The organism is Rahnella perminowiae, assembly GCF_019049695.1.
Taxonomy (GTDB): Bacteria; Pseudomonadota; Gammaproteobacteria; order Enterobacterales; family Enterobacteriaceae; genus Rahnella; species Rahnella perminowiae.
The window spans coordinates 69970-95671 of sequence record NZ_JAFMOT010000174.1; the positions used below are offsets into that span (position 1 = coordinate 69970).

At 52.8% G+C, this 25702-nt stretch carries 22 protein-coding genes and 1 CRISPR repeat array; of the genes, 18 read left to right on the forward strand and 4 right to left on the reverse strand.

What is annotated here, in order from left to right; translation table 11 throughout:
- Positions 1-52 precede the first annotated feature (52 nt).
- From J1781_RS26495 to J1781_RS11690, 3 genes are all read right to left on the reverse strand, one after another.
- Complete coding sequence (locus tag J1781_RS26495; protein WP_217233613.1) at positions 53-151, reverse strand: YoaK family small membrane protein; 99 nt, start codon at positions 149-151, stop codon at positions 53-55.
- A gap of 262 nt (positions 152-413) precedes the next feature.
- Positions 414-656: a DinI-like family protein gene (locus J1781_RS11685; RefSeq protein WP_217233614.1), complete on the reverse strand. Its 243-nt coding sequence runs from the start codon at positions 654-656 to the stop codon at positions 414-416.
- 9 nt (positions 657-665) lie between these two features.
- Positions 666-893: a DinI-like family protein gene (locus tag J1781_RS11690; protein ID WP_129952738.1), complete on the reverse strand. Its 228-nt coding sequence runs from the start codon at positions 891-893 to the stop codon at positions 666-668.
- Between the two features lie 492 nt (positions 894-1385).
- A CRISPR array of direct repeats spans positions 1386-1893; the repeat unit is 28 nt; unit sequence GTTCACTGCCGTACAGGCAGCTTAGAAA.
- 324 nt (positions 1894-2217) lie between these two features.
- Here J1781_RS11690 and cas1f point away from each other — a divergent pair.
- The 6 genes from cas1f (at position 2218) to cas6f (ending at position 10873) form a co-directional block, all read left to right on the forward strand.
- The gene (cas1f, locus tag J1781_RS11695; RefSeq protein ID WP_217219481.1) at positions 2218-3192 is read left to right on the forward strand and encodes a type I-F CRISPR-associated endonuclease Cas1f; all 975 of its coding nucleotides are present in this window, start codon (positions 2218-2220) and stop codon (positions 3190-3192) included.
- A complete protein-coding gene (cas3f, locus tag J1781_RS11700; protein WP_217233615.1) occupies positions 3192-6440 on the forward strand; it encodes a type I-F CRISPR-associated helicase Cas3f in 3249 nt (1082 codons plus the stop codon). Before cas1f ends, cas3f begins: the two co-directional genes overlap by 1 nt.
- Before the next feature lie 540 nt (positions 6441-6980).
- Complete coding sequence (csy1, locus tag J1781_RS11705; protein WP_217158155.1) at positions 6981-8318, forward strand: type I-F CRISPR-associated protein Csy1; 1338 nt, start codon at positions 6981-6983, stop codon at positions 8316-8318.
- Positions 8315-9268, forward strand: a complete 954-nt coding sequence (gene csy2, locus J1781_RS11710; RefSeq protein WP_217233616.1) for a type I-F CRISPR-associated protein Csy2 — start codon at positions 8315-8317, stop codon at positions 9266-9268. The genes csy1 and csy2 overlap by 4 nt, the downstream gene beginning before the upstream one ends.
- Positions 9269-9290: 22 nt before the next feature.
- Positions 9291-10310 carry a type I-F CRISPR-associated protein Csy3 gene (csy3, locus tag J1781_RS11715; RefSeq protein WP_217233617.1) on the forward strand — a complete coding sequence of 340 codons (1020 nt, stop codon included), beginning with the start codon at positions 9291-9293 and terminating at the stop codon, positions 10308-10310.
- Between the two features lie 8 nt (positions 10311-10318).
- Positions 10319-10873, forward strand: coding sequence for a type I-F CRISPR-associated endoribonuclease Cas6/Csy4 (gene cas6f, locus J1781_RS11720; RefSeq protein WP_129952744.1), 555 nt, complete (start codon positions 10319-10321; stop codon positions 10871-10873).
- Between the two features lie 41 nt (positions 10874-10914).
- On the opposite strand, the gene J1781_RS11725 is transcribed toward cas6f, so the two are convergent.
- The gene (locus J1781_RS11725) at positions 10915-11928 is read right to left on the reverse strand and encodes a helix-turn-helix domain-containing protein (protein ID WP_217233618.1); all 1014 of its coding nucleotides are present in this window, start codon (positions 11926-11928) and stop codon (positions 10915-10917) included.
- Positions 11929-12042: 114 nt separating this feature from the next.
- Here J1781_RS11725 and J1781_RS11730 point away from each other — a divergent pair, with 114 nt between their 5' ends.
- The 12 genes from J1781_RS11730 to J1781_RS11785 all read left to right on the forward strand — a co-directional run bounded on the left by J1781_RS11730 (position 12043) and on the right by J1781_RS11785 (position 25141).
- On the forward strand, positions 12043-13518 hold the full coding sequence (locus tag J1781_RS11730) for an MFS transporter (protein ID WP_129952746.1): 1476 nt from the start codon (positions 12043-12045) through the stop codon (positions 13516-13518).
- 198 nt (positions 13519-13716) lie between these two features.
- A complete protein-coding gene (locus tag J1781_RS11735) occupies positions 13717-14013 on the forward strand; it encodes a hypothetical protein (protein ID WP_037034842.1) in 297 nt (98 codons plus the stop codon).
- Positions 14014-14021: 8 nt separating this feature from the next.
- Positions 14022-14615, forward strand: coding sequence for a hypothetical protein (locus J1781_RS11740; protein WP_217233619.1), 594 nt, complete (start codon positions 14022-14024; stop codon positions 14613-14615).
- 99 nt (positions 14616-14714) lie between these two features.
- Entirely contained in the window at positions 14715-16409 is a 1695-nt protein-coding gene (locus tag J1781_RS11745; protein WP_217233620.1) for a methyl-accepting chemotaxis protein, read from the forward strand.
- A gap of 121 nt (positions 16410-16530) precedes the next feature.
- Positions 16531-18198 (forward strand): methyl-accepting chemotaxis protein, encoded by a 1668-nt coding sequence (locus J1781_RS11750; RefSeq protein ID WP_217220556.1) that lies wholly within the window; start codon positions 16531-16533, stop codon positions 18196-18198.
- A 62-nt stretch (positions 18199-18260) separates the two neighbouring features.
- Positions 18261-19133, forward strand: a complete 873-nt coding sequence (gene cheR / locus J1781_RS11755) for a protein-glutamate O-methyltransferase CheR (protein WP_129952750.1) — start codon at positions 18261-18263, stop codon at positions 19131-19133.
- Positions 19133-20182, forward strand: coding sequence for a protein-glutamate methylesterase/protein-glutamine glutaminase (locus J1781_RS11760; protein ID WP_129952751.1), 1050 nt, complete (start codon positions 19133-19135; stop codon positions 20180-20182). Before cheR ends, J1781_RS11760 begins: the two co-directional genes overlap by 1 nt.
- A gap of 46 nt (positions 20183-20228) precedes the next feature.
- The gene (gene cheY / locus J1781_RS11765; protein WP_095922326.1) at positions 20229-20618 is read left to right on the forward strand and encodes a chemotaxis response regulator CheY; all 390 of its coding nucleotides are present in this window, start codon (positions 20229-20231) and stop codon (positions 20616-20618) included.
- A 10-nt stretch (positions 20619-20628) separates the two neighbouring features.
- Positions 20629-21273, forward strand: a complete 645-nt coding sequence (gene cheZ / locus J1781_RS11770; RefSeq protein ID WP_129952752.1) for a protein phosphatase CheZ — start codon at positions 20629-20631, stop codon at positions 21271-21273.
- A gap of 218 nt (positions 21274-21491) precedes the next feature.
- On the forward strand, positions 21492-22646 hold the full coding sequence (gene flhB / locus J1781_RS11775; RefSeq protein ID WP_129952753.1) for a flagellar biosynthesis protein FlhB: 1155 nt from the start codon (positions 21492-21494) through the stop codon (positions 22644-22646).
- Positions 22639-24723, forward strand: coding sequence for a flagellar biosynthesis protein FlhA (flhA, locus tag J1781_RS11780; RefSeq protein WP_129952754.1), 2085 nt, complete (start codon positions 22639-22641; stop codon positions 24721-24723). The genes flhB and flhA overlap by 8 nt, the downstream gene beginning before the upstream one ends.
- Before the next feature lies 1 nt (position 24724).
- Positions 24725-25141 (forward strand): flagellar protein FlhE, encoded by a 417-nt coding sequence (locus J1781_RS11785; RefSeq protein WP_217158145.1) that lies wholly within the window; start codon positions 24725-24727, stop codon positions 25139-25141.
- Positions 25142-25702: the final 561 nt, after the last annotated feature.

A 25702-nucleotide genomic window follows, 5' to 3' on the forward strand; every position in this document is an offset into this window, starting at 1 on the left:
CGACTCAGGCTCTCAGCTAACGCTACGGTGCTTGCCTGTACAACTAGTCACCTTATCCACCTGGCATCGCAGCACCGCTAGCAAAGAACCACACCATGAATCCAACCGCACCGAGTAGTACGATAATAGGGGGAATAAATTTAAGGTTCATCAAGGTTTCTCAGTTAAGTTTTGCCGTTCACAGGCCTGCCGAGGTGCCGTCCATGACCAATGCAGACATGCTATGGCTTAAGATTATTCTGAGTCCATATTAGACTGAAAGTTTTGGAACACAAATACTGGGGATTTAACGAGTGAAATCAGAAGTGGGCAAACCGGCCAGCGCATTCAACCACGAGGCCTCTGACCGGTTGCCGTCATGACAGGAAAAATATATTTTTGGCTGTTTCTGGTGTCAAGCATGACATTGCAATTCACTGGTCAGGCTGAAACCAGTCATCCGCACTTTCCCACGTGTCCTGCAGCATCACATCAATCACTTCTTTGTCATGAGTGGTCCCACCCATCACTGACATCCCATCACTACCAGCTCGACGAACGCTGAACGTTGCATCTGGGTAACTCCGTTCAAGCCTCTTCTGAAACTCCTCTCTAAATGCTTCTACCGCACCGGCGGGCAATTGCTTGGTTTTATCGATAGTCACTTCTACACGCATAAATCCCCCTTATTCCACACCGAGCCAGTTACCGGCATCGTCAAACATCTCTTCAACTATTCCCGCCAGAACCGCCTTCTGTGCTTTGCTGGCGTCCGTGTTCACCATTGGCTTAACCTTCACGTCAGCATCAGGGAAGGCGCCATGAACCCGCTTGGTCAGTTCAGCCAGGATCAGAGCATTGGCGTTCGGCACACCCGCAATATTTCTTTTGTCGTAAATCAGCTCAACAAACATAAACAACCCCATTTCATTATACTGGTTGTATGTGCAATATAATTAAATTTTCAACCGATCAACCGATGACATCACTTTAAGCGATGCAAATTTATCGTGGAGCGACTGAGGGGAGATTTCCCGATACACCTTCCCATAATAGACGTATTGAGCCTCAGCTAAGCCAGAATTCTATGCGTAACGACTATTTTACCGGTTTAGAAGTTGGGAAAACTTCATAATTTCGGTCTTTCACGATTTGTAACCTACTGAGATAAATAGGTATAAATACCTATTTATATTATGAAGTTTTGGCATAACTATATGGATCATCTAAAAACTACGCAGGATTTAAAATCCATTATGCAGGCTCCACCACATCCAAAAAAACCTCCCCAAAACCATTTTCAACTATATGAAATAAAAGGAATTTATTTAACGTTTAAAAGCATGCGTTTTGAAGTGGAAATGTGATTTATATATATGATTTTTAAGGTTTAAGTTTGGTTTTCGCATTGCTGCCGTACAGGCAGCTTAGAAAGAAACACGTACTTTTTGCCGGTGTCAGGGTCAGTTCACTGCCGTACAGGCAGCTTAGAAATAACGCAGGAGAGGGGCTTAACAAGTACATCTGTTCACTGCCGTACAGGCAGCTTAGAAAAATCGCGCATGGCGTAAAGCCACGATTAACTGGTTCACTGCCGTACAGGCAGCTTAGAAAATGCTGAATGTCAGACTGATAGCGGCCTAGCGGTTCACTGCCGTACAGGCAGCTTAGAAAAACAATCACAGACCACCGGCGCTGGACGTGTAGTTCACTGCCGTACAGGCAGCTTAGAAACATGTCACAGCGTCAGTGTTGGGGTCGTAATGGTTCACTGCCGTACAGGCAGCTTAGAAATGCTCTGTATGGGCTGGCTGTGGGGTGGTGTAGTTCACTGCCGTACAGGCAGCTTAGAAAGGCCGCAGGTCGGGAGCCGAAGGGGGCCATGCGTTCACTGCCGTACAGGCAGCTTAGAAAGCGTAGTCACCCGGGATGGCTTGTACATTCCAGTTCACTGCCGTTCTGGTAATGACACAATACGTTGCAATTAATAAATTGCTCAGCTACTTAATGAATGGGATATATATCACATCAGTGAGAGGTTTAAATATGGCACCCTGTTTTAGGTGTTTTATTAAGCTGAAAAGATAAAAGCAGATGTTATGTTTTTATGAAGCTACTCCCGTTATATTGCAACATCAAATCAACAATGCCTGAAAGCGGTAATTCCATTATTGATATTTACCCTGGTGGCGTTATTTTTATACATGAATTTTGATTAAATCAGGGAATGATAACCAGATGGCTAACGCATTGATGCCTGGCGAGTTAAAAACGATTCTGCATTCTAAACGGTCAAATATTTATTACCTGCAATATTGCCGTGTATTAGTGAATGGCGGGCGGGTTGAATATGTGACGGAAGAAGGCAGGCAGTCGTTGTACTGGAATATCCCTATCGCCAATACCACGGTAGTGATGCTGGGAACCGGCACGTCAGTGACACAGGCGGCGATGCGTGAATTTGCCCGTGCGGGCGTGCTGATCGGTTTTTGTGGCGGGGGCGGAACCCCGCTTTACTCGGCGAATGAAGTCGAGGTGAATGTCTCATGGCTGACGTCTCAAAGTGAATATCGGCCGACGGAATATCTTCAGCAATGGGTCAGCTTCTGGTTCGATGAACAGAAACGGCTGGCGGCAGCGGTGGCGTTCCAGAAGGTGCGCAGTGAGCAAATTCGTAAACACTGGTTAAGTGCAACGCTGGCCCGTGAAACCGCTTTCCAGCTGGATACTTCCCGGACAGAATCTCTGTTGCAACGTTTTGAACAAAGCCTGCCAAAGTGTCAAAGCATCGGTGAACTGATGGCACAGGAGGCCGTCATGACAAAAGCGTTATACAAGCTGGCCGCTACGGCAGCGTGTTATGGCGATTTTACTCGTGCGAAACGTGGCGGGGGTGTGGACGTGGCTAACCGTTATCTCGATCACGGCAACTATCTGGCGTACGGACTGGCTGCTACGGCGGTGTGGGTAATAGGTCTGCCACACGGTCTGGCGGTTATGCATGGCAAAACACGGCGCGGCGGTCTGGTATTTGACGTCGCCGATCTCATTAAAGATGCACTGATCCTGCCCCAGGCTTTTATTGCCGCCATGAACGGCGAAGATGAGCAGGAATTTCGTCAGCGTTGCCTGAATCATTTTCAGCGTGCGGATGCGCTCGATATTATGATTGAAACCGTGCAGAACGTCGCACAAGAAATAAGTCAGCAATAATGAATATATTACTGGTGTCGGAATGTAATAAAAAAGCACTGACTGAAACGCGGCGAATCATTGATCAGTTTGCTGAACGCAAAGGAGAACGGACATGGCAAACGGCAATTACCCTGGAAGGGCTGAATACATTACGTCAGATACTCAAAAAAAACGCACGCAGAAATACAGCCGTTGCCTGTCATTGGATTAAATCAAATAATCAGACTGAAGTGCTTTGGATAGTCGGAAATATTCGCAAGTTTAATGACAAAGGGACAGTGCCGACCAATACCACACAACGGGATATTATAAAGTCTGACAGCGAAAATGCTTTTCACAGTGTGCAGACCATCGGACTTCTGGCCGCTATCGCCGGGCTTTTCCATGATTTTGGCAAAGCCAGTCTGCTGTTCCAGAATAAACTCAGCGGACAGGGGAAAGGCTTCGAGCCATTCAGGCACGAGTGGGTGTCGGTGCGTTTATTCCAGGCGTTTGTCGGCCAGCAGACCGATGAGCAATGGCTGACCCGTTTGCAGCATGTCAGTGCTGAACACGAAAATGCCATGATACAAAATCTGGTCCGCAATAATGTCAGCCACAGTTATAACAGTCCGCTTGAAGGTCTGCCGCCGGTAGCGCGTCATGTCGCCTGGCTGATTGTTTCTCATCATCGCCTGCCGGTTTATCCGCGTCGAAACGACAACTACATCAACCCGCCGCAATTTGCTGATATTCAGCACTGGCAGGATAAGCAGTTTGCGCCGTGCTGGAACTCCACCAATATGGATGCGCCATGGACAGCTAAAGAACAACGTGCCGTCTGGCAGTTCCCGTACGGCACGCCGGTGCAAAGTGCAACATGGCGCAGGAAAGCGCAAAAATTTGCCGCACGCGCGCTGCAACTGCCGTTGTTTACCTCACCACATATCGCGCCTGAACGCCGTCTGACCCGCCATCTTGCCCGGCTGGTACTGATGCTCGCCGATCATTTGTACTCTTCGCTGGATGCAACAGCGGGCTGGCAGGATCCGGCGTTTCCGGCGATTGCCAACACCGACAGAAAGAGCGGCAGAGCCAAACAGCAACTTGATGAGCATAATATTGGTGTCAGCCAGAATGCATGGTTGCTGGCGCGTGGACTGCCCTATTTGCGGGAGACGTTACCGGCGATCACCCGGCATAAAGGTTTTAAAAAACGCGCTCAGCAGGAAAGATTTCGCTGGCAGGATAAGGCATTCGACTTAACCTGCGGGCTGCGTGAAAGTGCATGTCAGCACGGCTTTTTTGGCATCAATATGGCATCGACCGGTTGCGGGAAAACGCTGGCGAATGCGCGGATTATGTACGGGCTGGCTGATGAAACGCGCGGATGTCGCTTCTCTGTCGCCCTTGGCCTGCGAACCCTGACCTTACAGACCGGCGATGCGCTTGGCGAAAAACTGCATCTTGATAAAGAAGATCTGGCGGTGCTGATCGGTTCGCAGGCGGTGCAGAAACTGCATCAGCTTAATCATGATACCGGTGGCGTGAACCGTACCGGCAGTCAGTCTGCGGACGAACTTTTCGCGGAACATCAGTATGTGCGTTACGAAGGGTCGCTTGATACCGGCCGTTTGGGGCAGTGGCTCAAAGGCAAAGACACTCTCCTGAAACTCATCAGTGCCCCGGTTCTGGTGACGACGATAGACCATCTTATGCCTGCCTGTGAAAGCCTGCGCGGCGGTCATCAGATCGCCCCGATGCTCAGGCTGCTGACGGCTGACCTGGTTCTTGACGAGCCTGATGATTTTGATATGGCCGACCTGCCTGCGTTGTGCCGTCTGGTGAACTGGGCGGGAATGCTGGGTTCGCGGGTTTTACTTTCTTCAGCGACGCTGGCACCGGCGCTGGTGCAGGCATTATTCAGTGCGTATGTCGCGGGAAGGAAAGATTACCAGCAAGCCTGCGGGCAGCCCGGGTTGCCGGTGAATGTATGCTGTGCATGGTTTGACGAATTTCATGTAGCGGAAAGCCAGCATATAAGCGGAAAGTCTTTTGGCGAAAAACATCGCGAATTTGTAGCAAAACGGGTGCCGTTATTACAACAGGCCAGCCCGCTGCGGCAGGCCTCCCTGATCACGGTGTCGCCGGAAAGTGCCCGTGAGCAGGATGTCTTAAATGCGGTGTCAGCGCGCGTCCATCAGTCGTTACTTGCGCTGCACAATGCGCATCACCATGGCAAAAATCTGACCGTCGGTATTGTCCGTATGGCAAATATCGATCCGCTGGTCGCGGTGGCAAAATGCCTGATGTCAACGCCGTCTCCGGCAGGCATACAATTACATTATTGCGTCTATCACAGCCAGTATCCGCTGGCGATGCGGGCCCGTATCGAAAATCGTCTTGATGCTATGCTGACCCGCCATGATGAAGAGGCGATCCGGCGGGTAGATGAAGTCCGCCAGGCTTTCGCTGCGCATCCGGAAGAACAGCACATCTTTGTGGTCCTTGCCACCTCTGTCGCGGAAATCGGCCGTGATCATGATTATGACTGGGCCATTGCTGAACCCAGTTCAATGCGATCGCTTATCCAGCTTGCCGGACGCGTTCAGCGCCACCGGCGCTCAGCCCCGCAATGTCCCAATATTCATATCCTGCATAAAAACGTTAAAGCGCTGAAAAAGGTGATACCTGCGTATTGCAAACCGGGTTTTGAAAGCAGTACGCATGAGTTTTCCAGCCATGATTTACACGATTTACTGCGCCGGGAAGAATACGAAATTCTCAACGCTATTCCCCGTATTCAGGAGCGTGATACGCCGGATCCCCTGATGAGCCTGACCGATATGGAGCACGGGCGTTTATGGCCAGAATTACTGGGCCGAAAGCCATGCGGGGAAAACTATGCCGCGCGCTGGTGGCGCGAAGATGCAGACTGGTGCGGTGAATTACAACAGCGGACGCCTTTCAGGCAATCGGCATCCGATCAGCAATATTATCTGTGGCTGGAGGAAGAGGGCGATGAGCCACGTTTCCGTCAGCCTGATGAGGGAGTCGAAGGCTGGAAAGACAGCAGCGGATTTAAGGCCATTGAACAGGAATATGCCGAAGGCGTCAGTCCGTGGATGGAGATGAACTGTGAAATCCTCTATCAGGATCTGGCAGACAGCACCGGCTGGGAGCTGGACCGCATCAGTAAAACGTTTGGAGAAATCTGTTTAGCCGACAGCGAAAACCAACGGTGGCACTGGCATGAAGCATTAGGGGTGTTTGGTGCACTCGGCTGAGTGCACTGCTGCCTGTACGGCAGTTGATGTGATGGAAATTGAGTACCTAAAGCGTATTGCAAAATTCTAAGCTGCCTGAGCGCCAGTCTGATGAATGCTAGTCTGTCTAATAAAAAATATCCATGGGTGAAATGCGTTTTCTTTAAAATTATTAATTGAAATTTAATTCCTGGTACGCGGCAGATAGTCAGCAGGGATGGGGTGGTCGCGGATTAAGGTGATACTCTAAATTGTATTGCAAAGGAGGTGATACAACTTCGGTAAAATGTGATTTTCAACATTTTTTTATATTGTATGATGTTATTATTGTCTTCTTGTCTGATAAAGACTCATTAAAACAATAGGATAACATATGCAAGGGTATAGGGTTGTCATTTATATATTGATAGGTTTTATGCTTTTGTTTTTTTCGGGTAATACTCAGACGTCCAGACAGGAGAGAATTGAATCTACATATTTAAAAAATGACTTAGATAAATAACTAATATATTCGTAAGCAATGCTTTTGCCGGTTGTTAATTAAATTTAAAGGGAAGAGAAATGGAAGGAAATAACTTATGTAAGTTCATTGTTTCTTACATTCACGACCGCTATCAGCTCAAGCTGGATGCATTCAACAAAGCCGCCGACAAACAATTGTCCGCTGCCAGCGCGGAAGAGCAAGCCGGGCTTGAGCAGCAGCTTTTTGAACAACGCCGCGAACTGGAAAAGAAATATGACGTCCGCACCTGGCTGACCGATGCGGCCGCGCGTGCGGGGCAAATCAGTCTGGTGACACATGCGGTAAAATATTTTCATGGTGATGCTAAAGGCAGCAGTGTGTACAGCACGGTAACAGGCACTGAAACGGCTTATCTGTCCACGGCGACGTTGTATTCACCTGCCGTTGATGCCGTCGGCAACTCCGCTGCGCTGGACGTGGCAAAATTGCTGCAAACCGTGCATGAAGGCGATTCATTACTGGCTTGCCTCAAACGCGGTGATTTCTCGGCGCTGAGGGCATTAGCGGAAAATGAGGCCCAGTCAGAGCAATGGATCAGCGGTTTTATGCAGGCGCTGTCGGATAAAACACTCTCGACGCACCAGCTCGCTAAACAGCTTTATTTCCCGGTTTCTGATAAAGGCGATTACCATCTGCTCAGCCCGCTTTATTCATCTTCACTGGCGCATGCCTTATACCAGCGCATCAGCTATTCCCGTTACAGTGATGGATCCGTAGCCGCCCGTAAAGCACGCCGCGAAGGGCACTGGCATCCTGAAGCCGTTCAGTATTTTCCTGATCTCGCGGTACAAAATATGGGAGGCACCAAGCCACAAAATATCTCCTATCTGAACAGTGCGCGTGGCGGTAAAAATCACCTTCTGCGTTGTGCCCCGCCGCAGTGGCAGCAATCCCTTAAGCCGCCTGTTTCGCATAAAAATTTTCTGGCGGCGGTTTCTCCCAAAATAACGCGTGTTGTCTCTGACCTGCGTCGTTATCTGCACAGTATTTCTGAGCGCGACAACAATATGGAAATCCGCCAGCAGCGTGCTGAATACGTGGATGAACTGATCGGTATGATCTTCAGCTATGCCGCCGAAATTCAGTCACTGACAGACCTTCAGGGCTGGAGCCAACAAGAAGACTGCATTCTGAAAGCGGCGCACCAGCTCTGGCTTGATCCGTTGCGTCAGCATACTGATCCTGATTTTAAACTGCGGCGCGAAGGCGGCGAATGGGTCACCGAGATTGCTGAGGATTTTGCCCACTGGCTGAATACCCGACTGAATAAGGACGAAAAACTGAATATGGGTGCGGTCGAATTCCGCGAATGGGCGAAGTTAATGCGTAGCCGTCTGCGGGAATTTGAGGCGGCTCAGCAGGAGAACTGGCAATGAGTTATCTGATTGTTCTGCCTCATGTACAGGTCGAAAATGCCAATGCCATTTCCGGCCTGACCTACGGTTTTCCGGCGATCACCCATTTTCTGGGGTTTACCCATGCGCTTTCACGCCAGGTTCAGCAGAGCCACGGGCTGCAATTTACCGGCTGCGGTGTCGTGTGCCACGGGCAACAGATTCAGGCTTATCAGGCCAGCGAACGGGGCGACCATTATTTTGCGCTGACGCGTATCCCGCTGACAAAAGAAGCGAAAACTGCACCTTTCAATGAAGAAGGGCGGATGCACATGACCGTCACGCTTTTTATAGAATGTGAAGGCAGCATTGCCCATGGCGATGCCGGGGCCAGGGAACTGGAACAACATCTGCAATGGCTTTGTGTTACTCAGCGGCTGGCGGGCGGCACGGTGATCTCAATGAAACCGGTACGGGTGATGGCGCTGCCGCAAAACGGCGATGAATTGCAACATATCACCCGCGGCGAAATGTACCGCGCATTGCCAGGTTTCGCGCTGGTTGACCGTTCTGAACTGCTGGCGCAACACTTTGCCGGACGACAGGCGCAGGATCCGCAGGCGGAAATGATCGACGCCTGGCTGGATTTCGCCAGTATCACTTACCGTGCCGGATCGCACGATGATGGCTCCGCTGAATGGGAATATCAGCCGAAACCCGCGAAAGGTTATCTGGTGCCGCTGATGGTGGGGTTCACCCCGATTTCACCGTTATATGCGCCCGGTGAGGTGGCAAAAACCCGCGATACATCAACGCCGTTCCGTTTTGTCGAAGCGGCCTATGGCGTCGGCGAATGGCGCAGCCCGCATCGCATCACTGATATTCATCAGCTTCTCTGGCGTTACCCCGTAAGCAGCGAAAACTACATCTGCAGCCATGCTAAACCGCTGCAGGAAGCCGACTTAACTGAACAAGAACATTCCGATTTTTAATCATTGAAACAAGGAAAGCACAATGACCAAAACCACCGTAAAAACCGCGTCTGTCCTGGCTTTTGAACGCAAACTGGCAAACTCTGACGCACAGATGTTCGCCGGTAACTGGCAGGCCTGTAAAGATACGCAGACATGGCAGCCGGTCGAAATTCAGGAAAAAGCCGTACGCGGCACCATTTCCAACCGCATGAAAAATGCCGCTTCCACCGATCCGACAAAACTCGATGCTGAGATTCAGAAACCCAACCTGCAACGTGTAGACGTCGCGGCGCTGCCGTTTGATACGGATACCCTGAAGCTCCGCTTTACCCTGCGCGTACTCGGCAACCTTTCTTCCCCGTCAGTGTGTAACGATCAGGATTATCAGGCCGCTCTCGCGGCAGTGATTGATGGTTATCGCACTGAACATGGCTTTGGCACGCTGGCGGCCCGTTATGCGGAAAACCTTGCTAACGGGCGTTTCCTCTGGCGTAACCGGATTGGCGCGCAAGGCATTGCCGTTCATGTTACGCACAATACACAGTGCTGGGAATTTGAGGCGGACGAATTCAACCTGCGTCAGTTCAGCCAGCCAACCGGTGATCTGGCTGAACTGGCGGCTGTCATTGAGGAGGGGCTGAGTGGAAAGGAGGCTGTGCTGCTGACCGTGGAGGCCTTTGCCCGTCTGGGCGCAGGCCAGGAAGTTTTCCCTTCTCAGGAACTGGTCCTGGACTCAAGCCGTGACAGTAAAAAAAGTAAAATCCTTTATCAGGCAGGGGGCATTGCGGCATTGCATTCACAAAAAATCGGCAATGCGCTGCGCACGATTGATGACTGGTATCCGGATGCCGAAGTGGAAGAACTCGGTCCGATCGCCGTCGAGCCTTACGGATCCGTGACCAGCAAGGGTAAAGCTTATCGCCAGCCAAAACAGAAAATGGACTTCTACACGCTGCTGGATAACTGGGTGACGAAAGATAAAAAGCCGGATACGGAGCAACAGCATTACGTTATCGCCACGCTGATACGCGGCGGCGTTTTCGGTGAGAAAGGGGAGTAAAGGCCAGCATGGAAAGTTATCAGGAAATTCGCGTTCTGCCCGACCCGGAATTTGGCACCGAACTGCTGATGGCTGCGCTGTTTGCCAAATTGCATCGCGCGCTGGGGCAATATGCCGCCGGGAAAATAGGCATCAGTTTTCCGCATTACGGTCAGAAACCCGGGGATATCATCCGCCTGCACAGCAATGCCGGTACGCTGACAGCGTTCGGTCAGACTCAGTGGCTGAAGGGGCTGCGTGATCAGGTCGATGTCAGTGAAATCCGCGACGTCCCGTCCGGTACGCAATACTGCTGTTTCAGCCGTGTACAGGTTAAAAGCAATCCGGAAAGGCTGCGCCGTCGGTCGGTTAAAAAAGGCTGGCTGAGTGAAGAGGAAGCGCTTCAACGCATCCCCGACAGCAAAGCGCAGGTCACGGCACTGCCTTTTATTCAGGTAAAAAGCCTCTCGACCGGTGAAGTGTTCAGACTGTTTATCCGGCGTGGGGTATTGCAGCCTGAACCTGTTCAAGGGGAATTTGGAGCATACGGGCTGAGTGCAGTGGCAACAGTGCCGTGGTTTTGAGGCGATGGCCAGGGGCAGGCCCAACGTTGCGGGCCCCCCGTTCATCCCGGCAGACTTCTTTCGGCTGATTCCTTGCGCCACATTGTCGGTGTCATCCCAAGCCGCTGGCGGAAGTGATGGCGCAGGGTTTCGGGTGATCCAAAACCGGCCTGTTCGGCGACGCGGTCAATGCTTAATGTGCCGTTTTCCAGCAGCGCGCAGGCTTTTTCCAGCCGCACGTTCAGCATCCATTCGCCCGGTGTGGTACCGGTAGCATCATGGAAACGGCGCAGAAAGGTGCGGCGGCTCATTCCGGCTTGCGCGGCGAGCTGATCAATCACCAGCGGCGTATTAAGGTGGCCGCGTAAGTCATCGAGCAACGGGGCGAGCGTTTTTGTCTGTTGCCGCGGTACCGGTTGGCGGATCAACTGAGCCTGATTGCCTTCGCGCAGGGGCGGAGTCACCATGCGGCGCGCCGTACGGTTAGCGACTTCAATACCATAATCACGACGGATCAGATGCAGACACACGTCGACCCCCGCCGCACCTCCGGCAGAAGTAATGATGTTGCCTTCATCGACATAAATCATGCCATGCTCCACCTGCACGTCAGGGAATTTCTTCGCCAGTGCATCGGTGCTGTTCCAGTGCGCCGTCGCCCGTTTACCATCCAGCAAACCCGTAGCGGCCAGCACGAAACTTCCTGCGCAGATCGACACAATTCGTGTCCCGTTATGGTGAGCCTTTTGCAGTGCAGCCATCAGCCGGTCAGAAGCCGGTTCATGTATGCTTCGCCAGCCGGGGATGACAATTGTGCCGGCGTCTTCCAGCAGTTCCAGCCCGCCGTCCACCATCAGCCGCACGCCGCCTTGTGCGCCGAAAGTTCCTTCTTCGACCGATGCGACGGATAACGCGTACAACGGTTCGCCGGTAAGTTCATCGGCACGTCCAAAGGCTTCGACGGCAATCCCGAACTCGAAAGTGCACAGACACTCATAAGCCAGCAATACCAGTCGCCGGTTGGGCGCAGCGGGATAACGCGGAGAACACATCAGTGGCAGATCAACTTTTTGCATAACAGGATAACCATCAGGTTGGCATAATCTTGACGATACATGGCACACAGGCAGATTTCTACTCTGCCGCCAATCTTCCATGCTAAGCCTCTCTTATCCCGGCAGGATTTAAGCATGAAAAACACACTCGCCCTGATGGCCGTTTGTCTGGCCGCCCTGATGTCGGGGCTGGAAATTTCCAGTGTCCCCGTCTTATCACCGGTACTCGAACGGGAACTGCATACCAGCTTCCGCGAGCTTCAGTGGATCATGAACGCTTATACGCTCGCCTGCACCACGGTACTGATGGCGATCGGTACGCTGGCAGACCGGTATGGTCGTAAGCGTGTTTTTATCATCAGTATTGCTGCGTTCGGACTGACCTCGCTGATGTGTGGTCTCGCGGGAAGCGCACAATGGCTTATCGCAGGCCGTTTTCTTCAGGGACTGAGCGGCGGTGCCATGCTGACCTGTCTGATTGCCATTCTTTCAACGCAGTTTCCGCAAGGGAAAGCGCGCAGTCAGGCGTTTGCCGCCTGGGGAATTACGTTTGGTTTCGGATTAGGCTTCGGCCCGATCATCGGCGGCTCGCTGGTCGCCTGGCTGAGCTGGCGATGGGTGTTTCTGGTTCACGTGTTTATCGCCGTCCTGACCCTGATACTGGCGCTGAAAAACGTGATGGAATCCCGTGATGAACAGGCTAAAAAACTGGATCTTGGCGGTCTGATAACCCTTTCGGTGACAGTTATGGGTGCGACCTTTCTCATTACTCAGGGCGGCAGCCTGGGCTGGAGCAGCGTCACAGCCGGTGTTGTTTTGCTGGCAACTGCCGTCAGCGCGGTCATGTTCATCCGGATTGAAAAATACCATCCACATCCGATGTTTGATTTTTCGGTCTTCCGCGTCCGGGCATTTTCTGGTGCGCTGATGGGATCGGTCGGGATGAATTTCAGCTTCTGGCCGCTGATGATTTACCTGCCCGTGTATTATCAGGGCGCGCTGGGTTATGGCAGTGTCGCCACCGGCACCGCATTGCTGGCTTATACGTTACCCACGTTGCTGATGCCGCCGCTCGGTGAAAAACTGACGGCACGTTTTGGCGCGTCACGCGTGATCCCGCTGGGATTATTCACCCTGGGCGCAGGGTTTATGCTGATGCAAATCGCGGTCCTTCATCACCTGAGCTTATTGCCGGGCGCGTTGCTGGCAGGTATCGCGCTGGGGCTGACCAATACGCCTGTCACCAATACCACAACCGGCTCCGTTGCGCCAAACCGTGCGGGAATGGCCTCGGGCATTGATATCAGTGCCCGGCTGATTACGCTGACGATTAACATTGCGTTGATGGGAATCCTGCTTGTGACGGGAATTACCGCCAGCCTGAAAGAATTAATGCCTGCTGAAAGGGATCTCTCTTTGCTGGCAGAGCGTATCGCAGGCGGATCAGTCATTGAAACCCTGCAAAGCGGGCAGGTTGCGCAGGCGCTGACGCAAGGATTCGCCGGTATTCTGATCTATGGCGCGGCTGGCGTCTGGGTACTGGCGCTCCTCAGTTATTGGCTTTTTAACGACAAGGGGCGGCGTAAAACAGTGACTTGCGAGCCGTCCTGAGTTTACAAATCAGCGTTGCATATCATGCAGCGCATTTTTGCGTGATGCCTTCCATTTGCCTGAAAAATAATCACTTTCCCTGTGCATCTTCTGACTGAATATGGCGTGATAGCCCTGTGGAACGGGGATTCACGGAAAGAGTCGTGATGCAAAATGATAATTTGATTAAGTACGACATCTGGCGTACATTGAGGCCTCATGAGTTTCAGAGAGATCAAATGGAAGGTGATTGAATGTTTGAAGAATGGAAATATTGAATTTGAGGCAAGACGCGGGATTCAGCTTAAGAATTTGTTAAGTACGGGTGACATCTCGCCCTTTGAAGTGGCTGCCTTAATCGGCAGGGCATCCGGAGATAATTATCAGGTTCGCCCCTACCATTTTGACAGCAGTATTGATGTCCACATCATCACCGTCAGTAGTGCCGGAGTACCCTGGTACATCAAGTGGTATTTTACAGAGCCCACCAGTGTTTTTATCAGCGTTCATCATTAAGGAAGAATATGATTATTTATAAAGTCGGGGACGAGAAAAAGGCGATGTGTGGCGTCTGTGAGGCTTTTCGCATTGTCAGCTATCAGCTGCGCGATGTGCCGTTTGATGACGGCAGCGGTATGGTGAAAAATATCATCGCGGGCGTATGTAAAACCTGTGACAGCGTTGCGGTGATCCCTTTTCAGTCTGTGCCTGCCATCAAAAAGCAGTTGCAGAGACAACGCAAAGCCGTGGAAACCCGTGTGCCTGCGCACATGATTGATCTGTTAAATATGGCGAGTGCAGAGTTGGGGGCAACCCCTGATTTTGTGCCTTTACTGCTGAAGTATTACATTCATCAACTGGCATCAAACCCGGAAGCCGCCCTGCATCTGGTGACCTTGCTGACGTCAGAGCTGGCGACCGGTCTGGCTAATAAGCGCCTTTCCCTGAAAGGGCGGGAAATCGGTAATGATATTGAAAAGCTCAAAACCCTTTCCCAAATCGATAACACCACAGAATTACTTAAAGGTGTGGTGCTGATGATTCATCACGACCTTCTGATCAATCCGGATGCCCAACGCATCGCAGTGTTAAAGAGTTTTGTCGCCACCGTCGCCTGATATCCTTCCCCCCCGAAAAAATCCGATCCCGATCACATAAAGTTCCTGTTTCCCCTGCCGATAACTGTTCCAGATAATTCTCATTTGAAAAGGAACAACATGTTTAACCGTATGAAAGTGGTCACGGGCATCGTGATCTTACTGGTGGTCTTCGGTGCTTTACAGTTGGTATCCGGCGGCCTGTTCTTTAAATCGTTAAAGACAGACAAAGATAATTTCACCACTTCTCAGCAAATCCGTTTACAGCAGGCAGAGTTTAATGCCAGCTGGATTTATCTCCTGCAAACCCGTAACACCCTCAACCGCGCGGGTATCCGTTTTATGCTCGACGCAAACCAGATGGGCAGCGGTGCAACGGTCAAAGAACTGACGGATACCGCGACCAAAGATCTGCAAATCGCTGAGCAGCACTTTGCCAATTATCAAAAAATCCCGGTCGATGCCAGCCAGAATCCGCAATTTGCCGCCGATGCCAAAAAGCAATATCAGGTGCTGCATGATGCGCTTTCGGAACTGATTGAGCTTATTGGTCTGGGGCGTATTAATGACTTCTTCGAACAACCGACGCAGCAGTATCAGGACAACTTCGAAAAAGCGTTCGTCGCCTATATCGATCAGAACGACCGTTTGTATAACGACGCGGTGAAGGTCAGTGAGAACTCCTTCACGCATGCCCTGTGGATGCTGGGCACTGTGTTGATTGTGCTGGCAATTTTCATCCTGCTTGCCTGGATTGGCGTGCAACGCATCCTGATCCATCCGCTGAAAAATATCGTCGATACCATACGTAAAATTGCAACCGGTGATCTGACGCACGAAATAGTCGTGAAAAGCCGTAATGAAATCGGCCAGCTTGCCGATAGTCTCAAGTACATGCAGGACGAACTGATCCGCACGGTCTCTGGCGTACGTCACGGTGCTGATGCCATTTACAGCGGCGCAAGCGAAATCTCCGCAGGCAACAGCGATTTATCGTCACGTACGGAACAGCAGGCGTCTGCGCTGGAAGAAACCGCTGCCAGCATGGAACAGCTGACCGCGACCGTGAAACAGAACGCGGAAAACGCCCGTCAGGCCAGCCAGCTGGCACTGAGCGCGTCCGAAACCGCACAGAAGGGCGGGAAAGTGGTGGCAAACGTGGTCGATACCATGAATGACATCGCCAGCAGCTCGAAAAAGATCACTGACATTACCGGTGTGATCGACGGGATTGCTTTCCAGACCAACATTCTGGCGTTAAACGCCGCCGTTGAAGCGGCGCGTGCGGGCGAGCAGGGCCGTGGATTTGCGGTTGTGGCCGGTGAAGTCCGTACCCTGGCGCAGCGCAGCGCGCAGGCAGCAAAAGAAATTAAAGGGCTGATTGATGATTCTGTCAGCCGCATTAATACCGGTTCAGTGCTGGCGGAAAGTGCCGGCGAAACCATGCATGACATGGTGAATGCCGTCACCCGTGTGACTGACATTATGGGCGAAATCACCTCGGCATCCGATGAACAAAGCCGAGGGATTGAGCAGGTCGCACAGGCTATCACTGAAATGGATCGGGTGACGCAGCAGAACGCTTCACTGGTTGAAGAGTCCGCGTCCGCTTCGGCGGCGCTGGAAGAGCAGGCGAGCCTGCTGACGCAATCAGTGGCCGTGTTTACGTTGAGTCAGACCACAAATAACAACGTGCGCCAGAACCCGGCTTCTTCGGGCAGACTGCCTCTGTTGACTCCGAACCTGTCAGGTTCTAAGGCCGGTAACGGTGGAGCGCAGGGGGCAGATTTAACCGAAAACTGGGAAACTTTCTAAGTACGTATATGACATCGCAACCCGAAATAATCAGGTTTGCCGTTAACGCAAATGCAGACCTGAGTATGCAGGGTATAAGAATAAAGGTGCCGGTCTGGGCTGGCACCTAATGAGGTTATCCATGTTTAAGCACATCCGTGTGTCCACCTGCATGTTTTTGTTATTGATAGTGTTCTTTGTTATGCAACTGGTTAACAGCGGGTTATCGCTGCACGCCGCCCACACGGATAAATTGAATTTTGAGCAGATATCCAACACCGCTGAACAGCGTGATGCGCTCAGCCAGTCCTGGTCATATCTGTTGCAGACCCGTAATACCCTTAACCGCGCGGCAACGCGTCTGGCGCTGAAACAGCCCCAGGAAAATATCACTCAGCTGATGTCAGATGCCAAAGCCAGCCTGAAAAAAGCAGAAGAGGCTTACGCTGCGTTTCTGGCTCTGCCACGCAGAACAGAAAAAGCCGTTGCGCTGACCGCCGTGAACAAAGCGAGCTATCAGCAACTGCACGATATGTTGCAGACACTGACTGATCTGCTGTCCGCCGGCGACATGAATGGTTTTCTGAACGGTCCGGCGCAAAAGTACCAGGATCAGTTCCAGAAAGATGTGGGTGATTACACCGATTACGTCGGCGCCCGCTTCCGTGAAGCGCAAATGCAAACGGCGGCGTCTTACCAGAATGTCATGATCAACACCTCCGTCGTACTGGTGCTGCTGATTGCCCTGACGGCACTGGCGCTGGTTGTGACCCGCCGCATTCTGTTTACACCGCTGACCATTATGCGCGGACATTTCGACCGCATCGGAGCCGGTGATATTTCATCCCCCATCATGGCGCAAGGGCGGTACGAAATTAAAGTCATGCTGGAAAGCCTGCAACAGATGCAAACGTCGCTGGCAGAAACCGTGCGTACCGTGCGTCATGGCGCGGACACCATGTTCTCCGGCCTGAAAGGGATTGCGGCGGGCAACACCGATTTATCTTCACGTACTGAACAGCAGGCGTCGGCGCTGGAAGAAACCGCAGCGAGCATGGAACAGCTGACCGCGACCGTGAAACAGAATGCCGAAAATGCCCGGCAGGCCACGCAGCTGGCGCGTGATGCGTCGAATACGGCTGAAAAGGGCGGTGAACTGACCAGCAATGTGGTGAAAACCATGAATGACATCGCTGGCAGTTCGAAGAAAATCAGTGCGATCACCAGCGTCATTGATGGCATTGCATTCCAGACCAACATACTGGCCCTGAACGCCGCAGTTGAAGCGGCACGTGCCGGTGAACAGGGGCGTGGATTTGCGGTCGTGGCCGGAGAGGTGCGGAGTCTGGCACAGCGCAGCGCACAGGCGGCGAAAGAAATTAAAGCGCTGATAGATGAATCTGTCAGCCGCGTAAGTCAGGGTTCCCAACTGGTGGAATCTGCCGGAAATACCATGGATGACATTGTTCGGGCTGTTACCCGCGTCACCGACATTATGGGTGAAATCGCTTCGGCGTCTGATGAACAAAGTCGCGGTATCGAACAGGTATCGATTGCCGTAACTCAAATGGATCAGGTGACACAGCAAAACGCCACACTGGTTCAGCAGGCCGCTTCTTCCACACATGCGCTGGAAATCGAGTCTGAAAATCTGACCCGTGCGGTATCAGTATTCCGACTTTCCTCCGCAGACAGTGCCTTACGCCGCAGCGGACAGGCTCAGGGCTTTACGCCCCGCCAGGTGGCACAGCCTGCGTTACTTCCGGCCACCGCACGTGCGGCATCGGCAGATAACTGGGAAACCTTCTGACATCGGATGAAGAGTGAATTGGGTACCCGTTACACCACCTGTCCATTTAATGGAGCTGCACCATGAATCAACCAGGCTCGCCAATGAGTGCTGATAACACCTCGATCATGGCACAGATGATCCAGCGTTTACCGCTGTCTGATACCCATTTCCGCCGGATCAGCGAGCTGATTTATCAGCGCGCGGGTATTGTGCTGGCGGATCACAAACGCGAAATGGTCTACAACCGCCTGGTACGGCGGTTGCGGATACTCGGGCTGAATGATTTCACCAGCTATATGGCACTGCTGGAAAACGACAGCAACAGCCCGGAATGGCAGGCGTTTATCAACGCACTGACCACCAATCTGACGGCATTTTTCCGCGAAGCGCATCACTTCCCGATCCTGGCGGAACATGCCCGTTCGCGTCCGAATAATTACAGCGTCTGGAGTACGGCGGCCTCAACGGGCGAAGAACCGTATTCCATCGCCATGACGCTGAGTGAAGCGCTGGGGCCGAAAATGGCAAGCTGCCGTATTCAGGCCAGTGATATTGACACGCAGGTGCTGGAAAAAGCCACCGCCGGGGTTTACCGCCTCGAAGAGCTGCGAACCCTCAGCCCGCAGCAGTTACAGAAATTTTTCCTCAAAGGCACAGGCCCGCACAGCGGCCTGGTGCGTGTGCGCCCTGAACTGGCCCAGATGGTGGCTTTCCAGCAGCTGAATCTGCTGGCAAACCAGTGGCAGCTTAACGGTCCGTTTGATGCAATTTTCTGCCGCAATGTGATGATTTATTTCGATAAAGAAACGCAGGAGAAAATTTTACGCCGATTTGTTCCGTTACTTAAACCGGGGGGCCTGATGTTTGCCGGACACTCCGAAAACTTCAGCCAAATCAGCCGGGAATTTTATTTGCGCGGTCAGACTGTCTATGGCCTCGCCAAGGAGAGGTAATGAATAAAATCAGAGTGTTGAGCGTCGATGACTCGGCGTTAATGCGTCAGCTGATGACTGAAATCATCAACAGCCATCCGGATATGGAAATGGTGGCGACCGCCCCCGATCCGCTGGTGGCGCGTGATCTCATTAAAAAATTCAACCCGGACGTGCTGACGCTGGATGTTGAAATGCCGCGCATGGACGGCCTGGATTTCCTGGAAAAGCTGATGCGTCTGCGCCCGATGCCGGTGGTGATGGTGTCTTCACTGACCGGTAAAGGCTCGGAAATTACCTTGCGTGCACTGGAACTTGGCGCGATTGACTTTGTGACCAAACCGCAACTGGGGATCCGCGAAGGCATGCTGGCCTACAGCGAGATGATTGCCGATAAAATCCGTACCGCCTCCAAAGCGCGTCTGAACAAAAGCGTCAATCTTGATCAGCCGCGCATTCTCAGCCATACACCGCTGCTGAGCAGTGAAAAGCTGATTGCCATCGGCTCATCGACGGGCGGTACAGAAGCTATCCGTCACGTGCTGCAGCCGCTGCCGCCGACCTGTCCGGCGCTGATGATCACTCAGCATATGCCACCGGGTTTCACCCGTTCTTTCGCCGATCGTCTGAACAAGTTATGTCAGATTACGGTGAAAGAAGCCGAAGACGGTGAACGTGTTCTGCCGGGCCATGCCTATATCGCACCCGGTGACAGACACATGGAACTGGCGCGCAGTGGCGCTAACTATCAGGTTAAGTTGAACGACGGTCCGGCGGTGAACCGCCATCGTCCGTCGGTCGACGTTTTATTCCGTTCGGTGGCACAGTTTGCCGGACGCAATGCCGTCGGGGTGATCCTGACGGGAATGGGCAATGACGGCGCCGCCGGCATGCTTGAGATGCACCGCGCCGGGGCTTACACCCTTGCACAAAACGAAGCCAGTTGTGTGGTATTTGGTATGCCTCGTGAGGCTATCGCCACGGGTGGCGTAAACGAAGTGGTGGATCTGAGCCAAATCAGCCAGCGGATGCTGGCGCAAATATCAGCCGGTCAGGCATTACGTATTTAATTTTTCAGCCTTGTGCTGGGTAGCAAACCTTAGGAGTAGATAAAACATGGCCGATCCAAATCTGAGATTTCTGGTAGTAGACGATTTCTCTACCATGCGTCGTATCGTGCGCAACCTGCTAAAAGAGCTGGGCTTCAACAATGTTGAAGAAGCGGAAGACGGTGTTGATGCACTGAACAAACTGCGCGCCGGGGGTTTTGACTTTGTGGTATCCGACTGGAACATGCCCAACATGGACGGTCTGGATTTGCTGAAAACCATCCGTGCTGACGGTGCGCTGTCCAAACTGCCGGTGCTGATGGTGACCGCAGAAGCGAAGAAAGAAAACATCGTTGCCGCCGCACAGGCCGGGGCCAGTGGTTATGTGGTTAAACCCTTTACCGCCGCCACGCTGGAAGAAAAACTGGGCAAAATCTTCGAAAAACTGGGCATGTAGGAGTCCGTATATGGCAGAGATACCAATGCCTGCAAATGATGCAGCAACCGCGGGCGATATTATCGCCCGCATTGGGCAACTGACCCGTATGTTGCGTGACAGCATGCGTGAACTTGGCCTGGATCAGGCCATTGCTCAGGCAGCCGAAGCGATCCCGGATGCCCGCGATCGTCTCGATTATGTGGTCACCATGACCGCTCAGGCGGCTGAACGTGCCCTGAACTGTGTGGAGGCCGCGCAGCCGCGCCAGAATAAACTTGAATCTGCCGCGAAGAAACTCGATAAGCGTTGGGATGAATGGTTTGAAAATCCGATTGAACTCTCGGATGCCCGCGAGCTGGTCACTGACACCCGCAGCTATCTGAAAGAAATCCCTGAGCACACCAGTTTCACCAATGCTCAGCTGATGGAAATCATGATGGCGCAGGACTTCCAGGATCTGACCGGTCAGGTGATCAAACGTATGATGACCGTGGTACAGGAAATCGAAAATCAGCTGTTAATGGTGCTGATGGAAAATATTCCTGAACAACAGGTTAAAGCGAAACGTGAAAACGACAGCCTGCTGAACGGCCCGCAACTCGATTCCAACGGTGTCGGTGTGGTGGCCTCACAAGAACAGGTAGACGATCTGCTGGACTCATTAGGTTTTTAATGTGTCTGCCAGTCCGCCATAAACACCCTTCCGTATCGCACTGAGGGGTGTTTTCCTTATCTGGAATTTTTTTACATAAATTCATCTGCTGAATAGCCGCCATTTTTCCTCTCTAATTCACCCATCAGACTGCGCCGCTTTTGTCATGCTATCCCTGCGTCATTGAATCTGTGCCCGTGGTGTTTTACATGCCGGGTAAACCCTGACAGGAACCGCCGGTGGCTGAAGAAAGCGATCTCGAAAAAACAGAAGCTCCCACATCGCACCGGCTTGAAAAAGCGCGTGAAGAAGGGCAGATACCGCGCTCGCGCGAACTGACCTCCATTTTGATGCTGGGGGGCGGCTTAACGCTGTTGTGGATGTCCGGTGAGTCTATGGCACGGCAACTTGGCGTGATGATTTCACAAGGTCTCAAGTTTGATCACGGCATGGTCAGCGATGACCGGCAGGTGTTACAGCAGATGGCGACGCTGCTGGGGCGCGCGGTCTGGGCGTTACTGCCGGTGATCGGCGGCCTGATTTTGATCGCACTCGCTGCGCCGCTGTTACTCGGCGGCCTGATGTTCAGCGGCAAATCTTTTGCGCCCAAGTTCAGCCGTATGGATCCGATTGCCGGATTTAAGCGTTTATTTTCCGCTCAGGTACTGGCGGAGTTGCTGAAAGCTATCCTGAAGGCGTTGCTGGTCGGTACCGTCGCCGGGATTTATCTGTGGCATAAATGGCCGGACATGATGAGGCTGATGGCACAACCGACCATACCGGCACTCGGTGAAGCGCTGAATATGGTGGTGTTTTGCGGCCTGATGGTGGTGCTTGGATTAACGCCGATGGTCGGTTTTGACGTGTTCTGGCAGATCTGGAGCAACCTGAAAAAGCTGCGCATGAGCAAGCAGGATATCCGCGACGAGCATAAAAGTCAGGAAGGTGACCCGCATGTCAAAGGACGTATCCGCCAGCAGCAACGTGCGATGGCCAAGCGTCGTATGATGGCCGATGTGCCAAAAGCGGATGTCATCGTAACCAACCCGACGCATTACGCTGTGGCACTGCAATACAGTGAAAATAAAATGAGTGCACCGAAAGTCCTGGCGAAAGGCGCAGGGGAAGTGGCACTGCGCATCAGGGAACTCGGTGCCGAACATAAAATTCCGATGCTGGAGGCACCGCCTCTGGCGCGTGCGCTTTACCGGCACAGTGAAATTGGTCAGCAAATTCCGGCGACGCTCTATGCCGCCGTGGCTGAAGTTCTGGCCTGGGTGTATCAGCTGAAACGCTGGAAGCGAGAAGGCGGACTGATCCCGAAAAAACCTCAACATTTGCCGGTCCCTGAGGGGCTGGATTTTGCAGCAGGAGAGAGTGATACCCATGGCTAATCTGGCCGAGATACTGCGTTTACCCGCCAACTTTAAGTCCGGACAATGGCAGGTACTGGCAGGACCCATTCTTATCCTGATCATCCTGTCGATGATGGTGCTGCCGTTGCCGCCATTCATCCTTGATCTGCTGTTCACCTTTAACATTGCGCTGTCCATCATGGTGTTGCTGGTGGCGATGTTTACCCAGCGCACGCTGGATTTCGCGGCATTTCCCACCATTTTGCTGTTTTCAACGTTATTACGTCTGTCGCTGAACGTTGCCTCAACCCGTGTGATCCTGCTGGAAGGGCACACCGGCGGCGCGGCAGCGGGCCGGGTGATTGAAGCCTTCGGCCACTTCCTGGTCGGCGGTAACTTCGCCATCGGTATTGTGGTGTTTATCATCCTGGTGCTGATCAACTTTATGGTTATTACCAAAGGTGCCGGGCGCATTGCTGAAGTCGGTGCGCGTTTCGTGCTCGACGGTATGCCCGGTAAACAGATGGCGATTGACGCGGATCTGAACGCCGGTCTGATTGGCGAAGATGAAGCGAAAAAACGCCGCAGCGAAGTGACGCAGGAAGCCGACTTCTACGGTTCAATGGACGGTGCGAGTAAATTTGTGCGAGGTGACGCGGTTGCCGGTCTGATGATCATGATTATCAACGTCGTCGGCGGCCTGCTGGTCGGTGTATTGCAACACGGGATGGATCTTGGCCATGCGGCTGAAAGTTATACCCTGCTGACCATCGGTGACGGCCTGGTCGCGCAGATCCCCGCGCTGGTTATCTCCACGGCGGCCGGTGTTATCGTCACCCGCGTCGGCACCAACGAAGACGTGGGCGAGCAGATGGTTACCCAGCTGTTCCGCAATCCGCGCGTCATGATGCTGAGTGCCGGTGTTCTGGGTTTGCTCGGTATGGTGCCCGGCATGCCAAACTTCGTTTTCCTGATGTTCACCGCCGGGTTGTTGGCGCTGGCATGGTGGACTCGCGGTCAGGAGCAGAAAAAACCATCCACTGCAGAGGCCGCACCGGCCGTGGCAGACAGCGGTAAACAAATGGTAGAAGCCAGCTGGCAGGACGTTCAGCTTGAAGATCCGCTGGGTATGGAAGTGGGCTACCGTCTGATCCCGATGGTGGACTTTGCCCAAAACGGCGAGCTGCTGGGGCGTATCCGCAGTATCCGCAAAAAATTCGCGCAGGAGATGGGCTATCTGCCGCCGGTAATTCATATCCGCGATAACCTTGAACTGCCGCCGGCGGGCTACCGTATTCTGATGAAAGGTGTGGAAATCGGCACCGGTACGGCGCATCCCGGCCGCTGGATGGCGATCAACCCGGGCAGCGCGATAGGCGAACTGCCGGGCGAACCGACGGTTGATCCGGCATTCGGGCTGGCGGCGTTCTGGATTGAACCGGCTATGCGCGAGCAGGCACAAATTCAGGGCTATACCGTGGTGGAAGCCAGTACCGTCGTCGCCACACACCTGAACCACCTGATCAGTTTGCACGCCAAAGAACTGTTTGGCCGTCAGGAAACGCAGGAGCTGATGGAGCGCGTCACCAAAGAAATGCCGAAGCTGACGGATGATTTCATTCCGGGCATCATTTCGCTGACCAACATGCACAAAGTGTTGCAGAACCTGTTATCTGAACGCGTTTCGATCCGCGATATGCGCACCATCGTTGAAACACTGGCGGAATACGCGCCGAACCAGCCGGATCCTAACGAACTGACCTCCGTGGTGCGTGTTGCGCTCGGCAGGGCTATCACGCAGCAATGGTTCCCGGGCAATGGCGAAGTGCAGGTTATCGGGCTGGATACCTCCCTGGAACGCCTGTTATTACAGGCGCTGCAAAGCGGTGGTGGTCTGGAACCCGGTCTGGCTGACCGCCTGCTGACCCAGTCCGAGGCCGCATTACAGCGTCAGGATATGCTCAGCGCGCCGCCGGTTCTGCTGGTGAATCACGCGCTGCGTCCGCTGCTGTCCCGTTTCCTGCGCCGTTCACTGCCAAATATCGTCGTGATGTCGAATCTGGAAATGACCGACAGCCGCCAGATTCGCATGACGGCCACCATCGGCGGTGAATAAGATGTACCGCGCCGCACTGTGGTTACTGACCGCACTGAGCCTGCCAGCGCTTGCCGCGTCCGGCACATGGTCAGATACGCAGCGCGGTGTGGTATTGCAAAATCGTGGCGTAATGATGTCATCGGGTGCATTAGCCCCGCCGGCCTCCGCGCCCGTGCGCAGTTCAGGCTCCGCCACCATCACAACGCTAAGCTGGAAATACGAAGTGCTCGGCACAAGACCCGCCGGTCTGCAGGTAAAACTCTGCAACACCCTGAATCACTGCGTGAGTCTGGAAGCCGAAGGCGGGGTGACAAAATCGTTTTATGGCCAGACCGCCACTTCGCCATTAAGGTTTGTTTACTTTGTTCCCGGCGGTGGCGCGATGAATACGCCGCTGCGGGTGATGAGTAATCAGGTGATCGTGAACTATCGCTAAATCGCCGGTTTTCCTCCCTTGAATCCCCCACGCTATTCTACTCCGCGCTGTCGCCGGTTCGACGGACATGCTCTGTTACCGCTATGGGTGGCGTAAAATGTCATCGGTCCGCGATTCCCGAATTTCAGCCTGCGAGCCTCGGGTCTCGCACCCTTGATTTGGTGCCATTTTTGAGCATGCCAGTGGGCATTTTTAAAGACACATCTGCATATTTCTATAGTGCTGATATTTTCCGGCAGCGTTACGGAGTTAACAAAAGGGAGCCGGTAGACGTGTAAAATATTTCCCTGTTTGCAGGAAGAGAAAAATGCTTAACAGGGAGATTGACTTTATGGCGTCTGTACCACTATCAAACCCGGGTTCCAATATTGTCAGTGATCATATGAGGGAAGCCCGACAACATGGAATGTCTCGCAATATGGCGACAGCCTGGACGTATTATTGGTTTTATCAAAAGGTTAGAAATGGTGGCCCATGGGACTATGAAATGATATTCATATTGATGATAAAAATCGCGTAACAGTTAATTACAGCGGGCGATTCATAAATATGGCGAGTGGT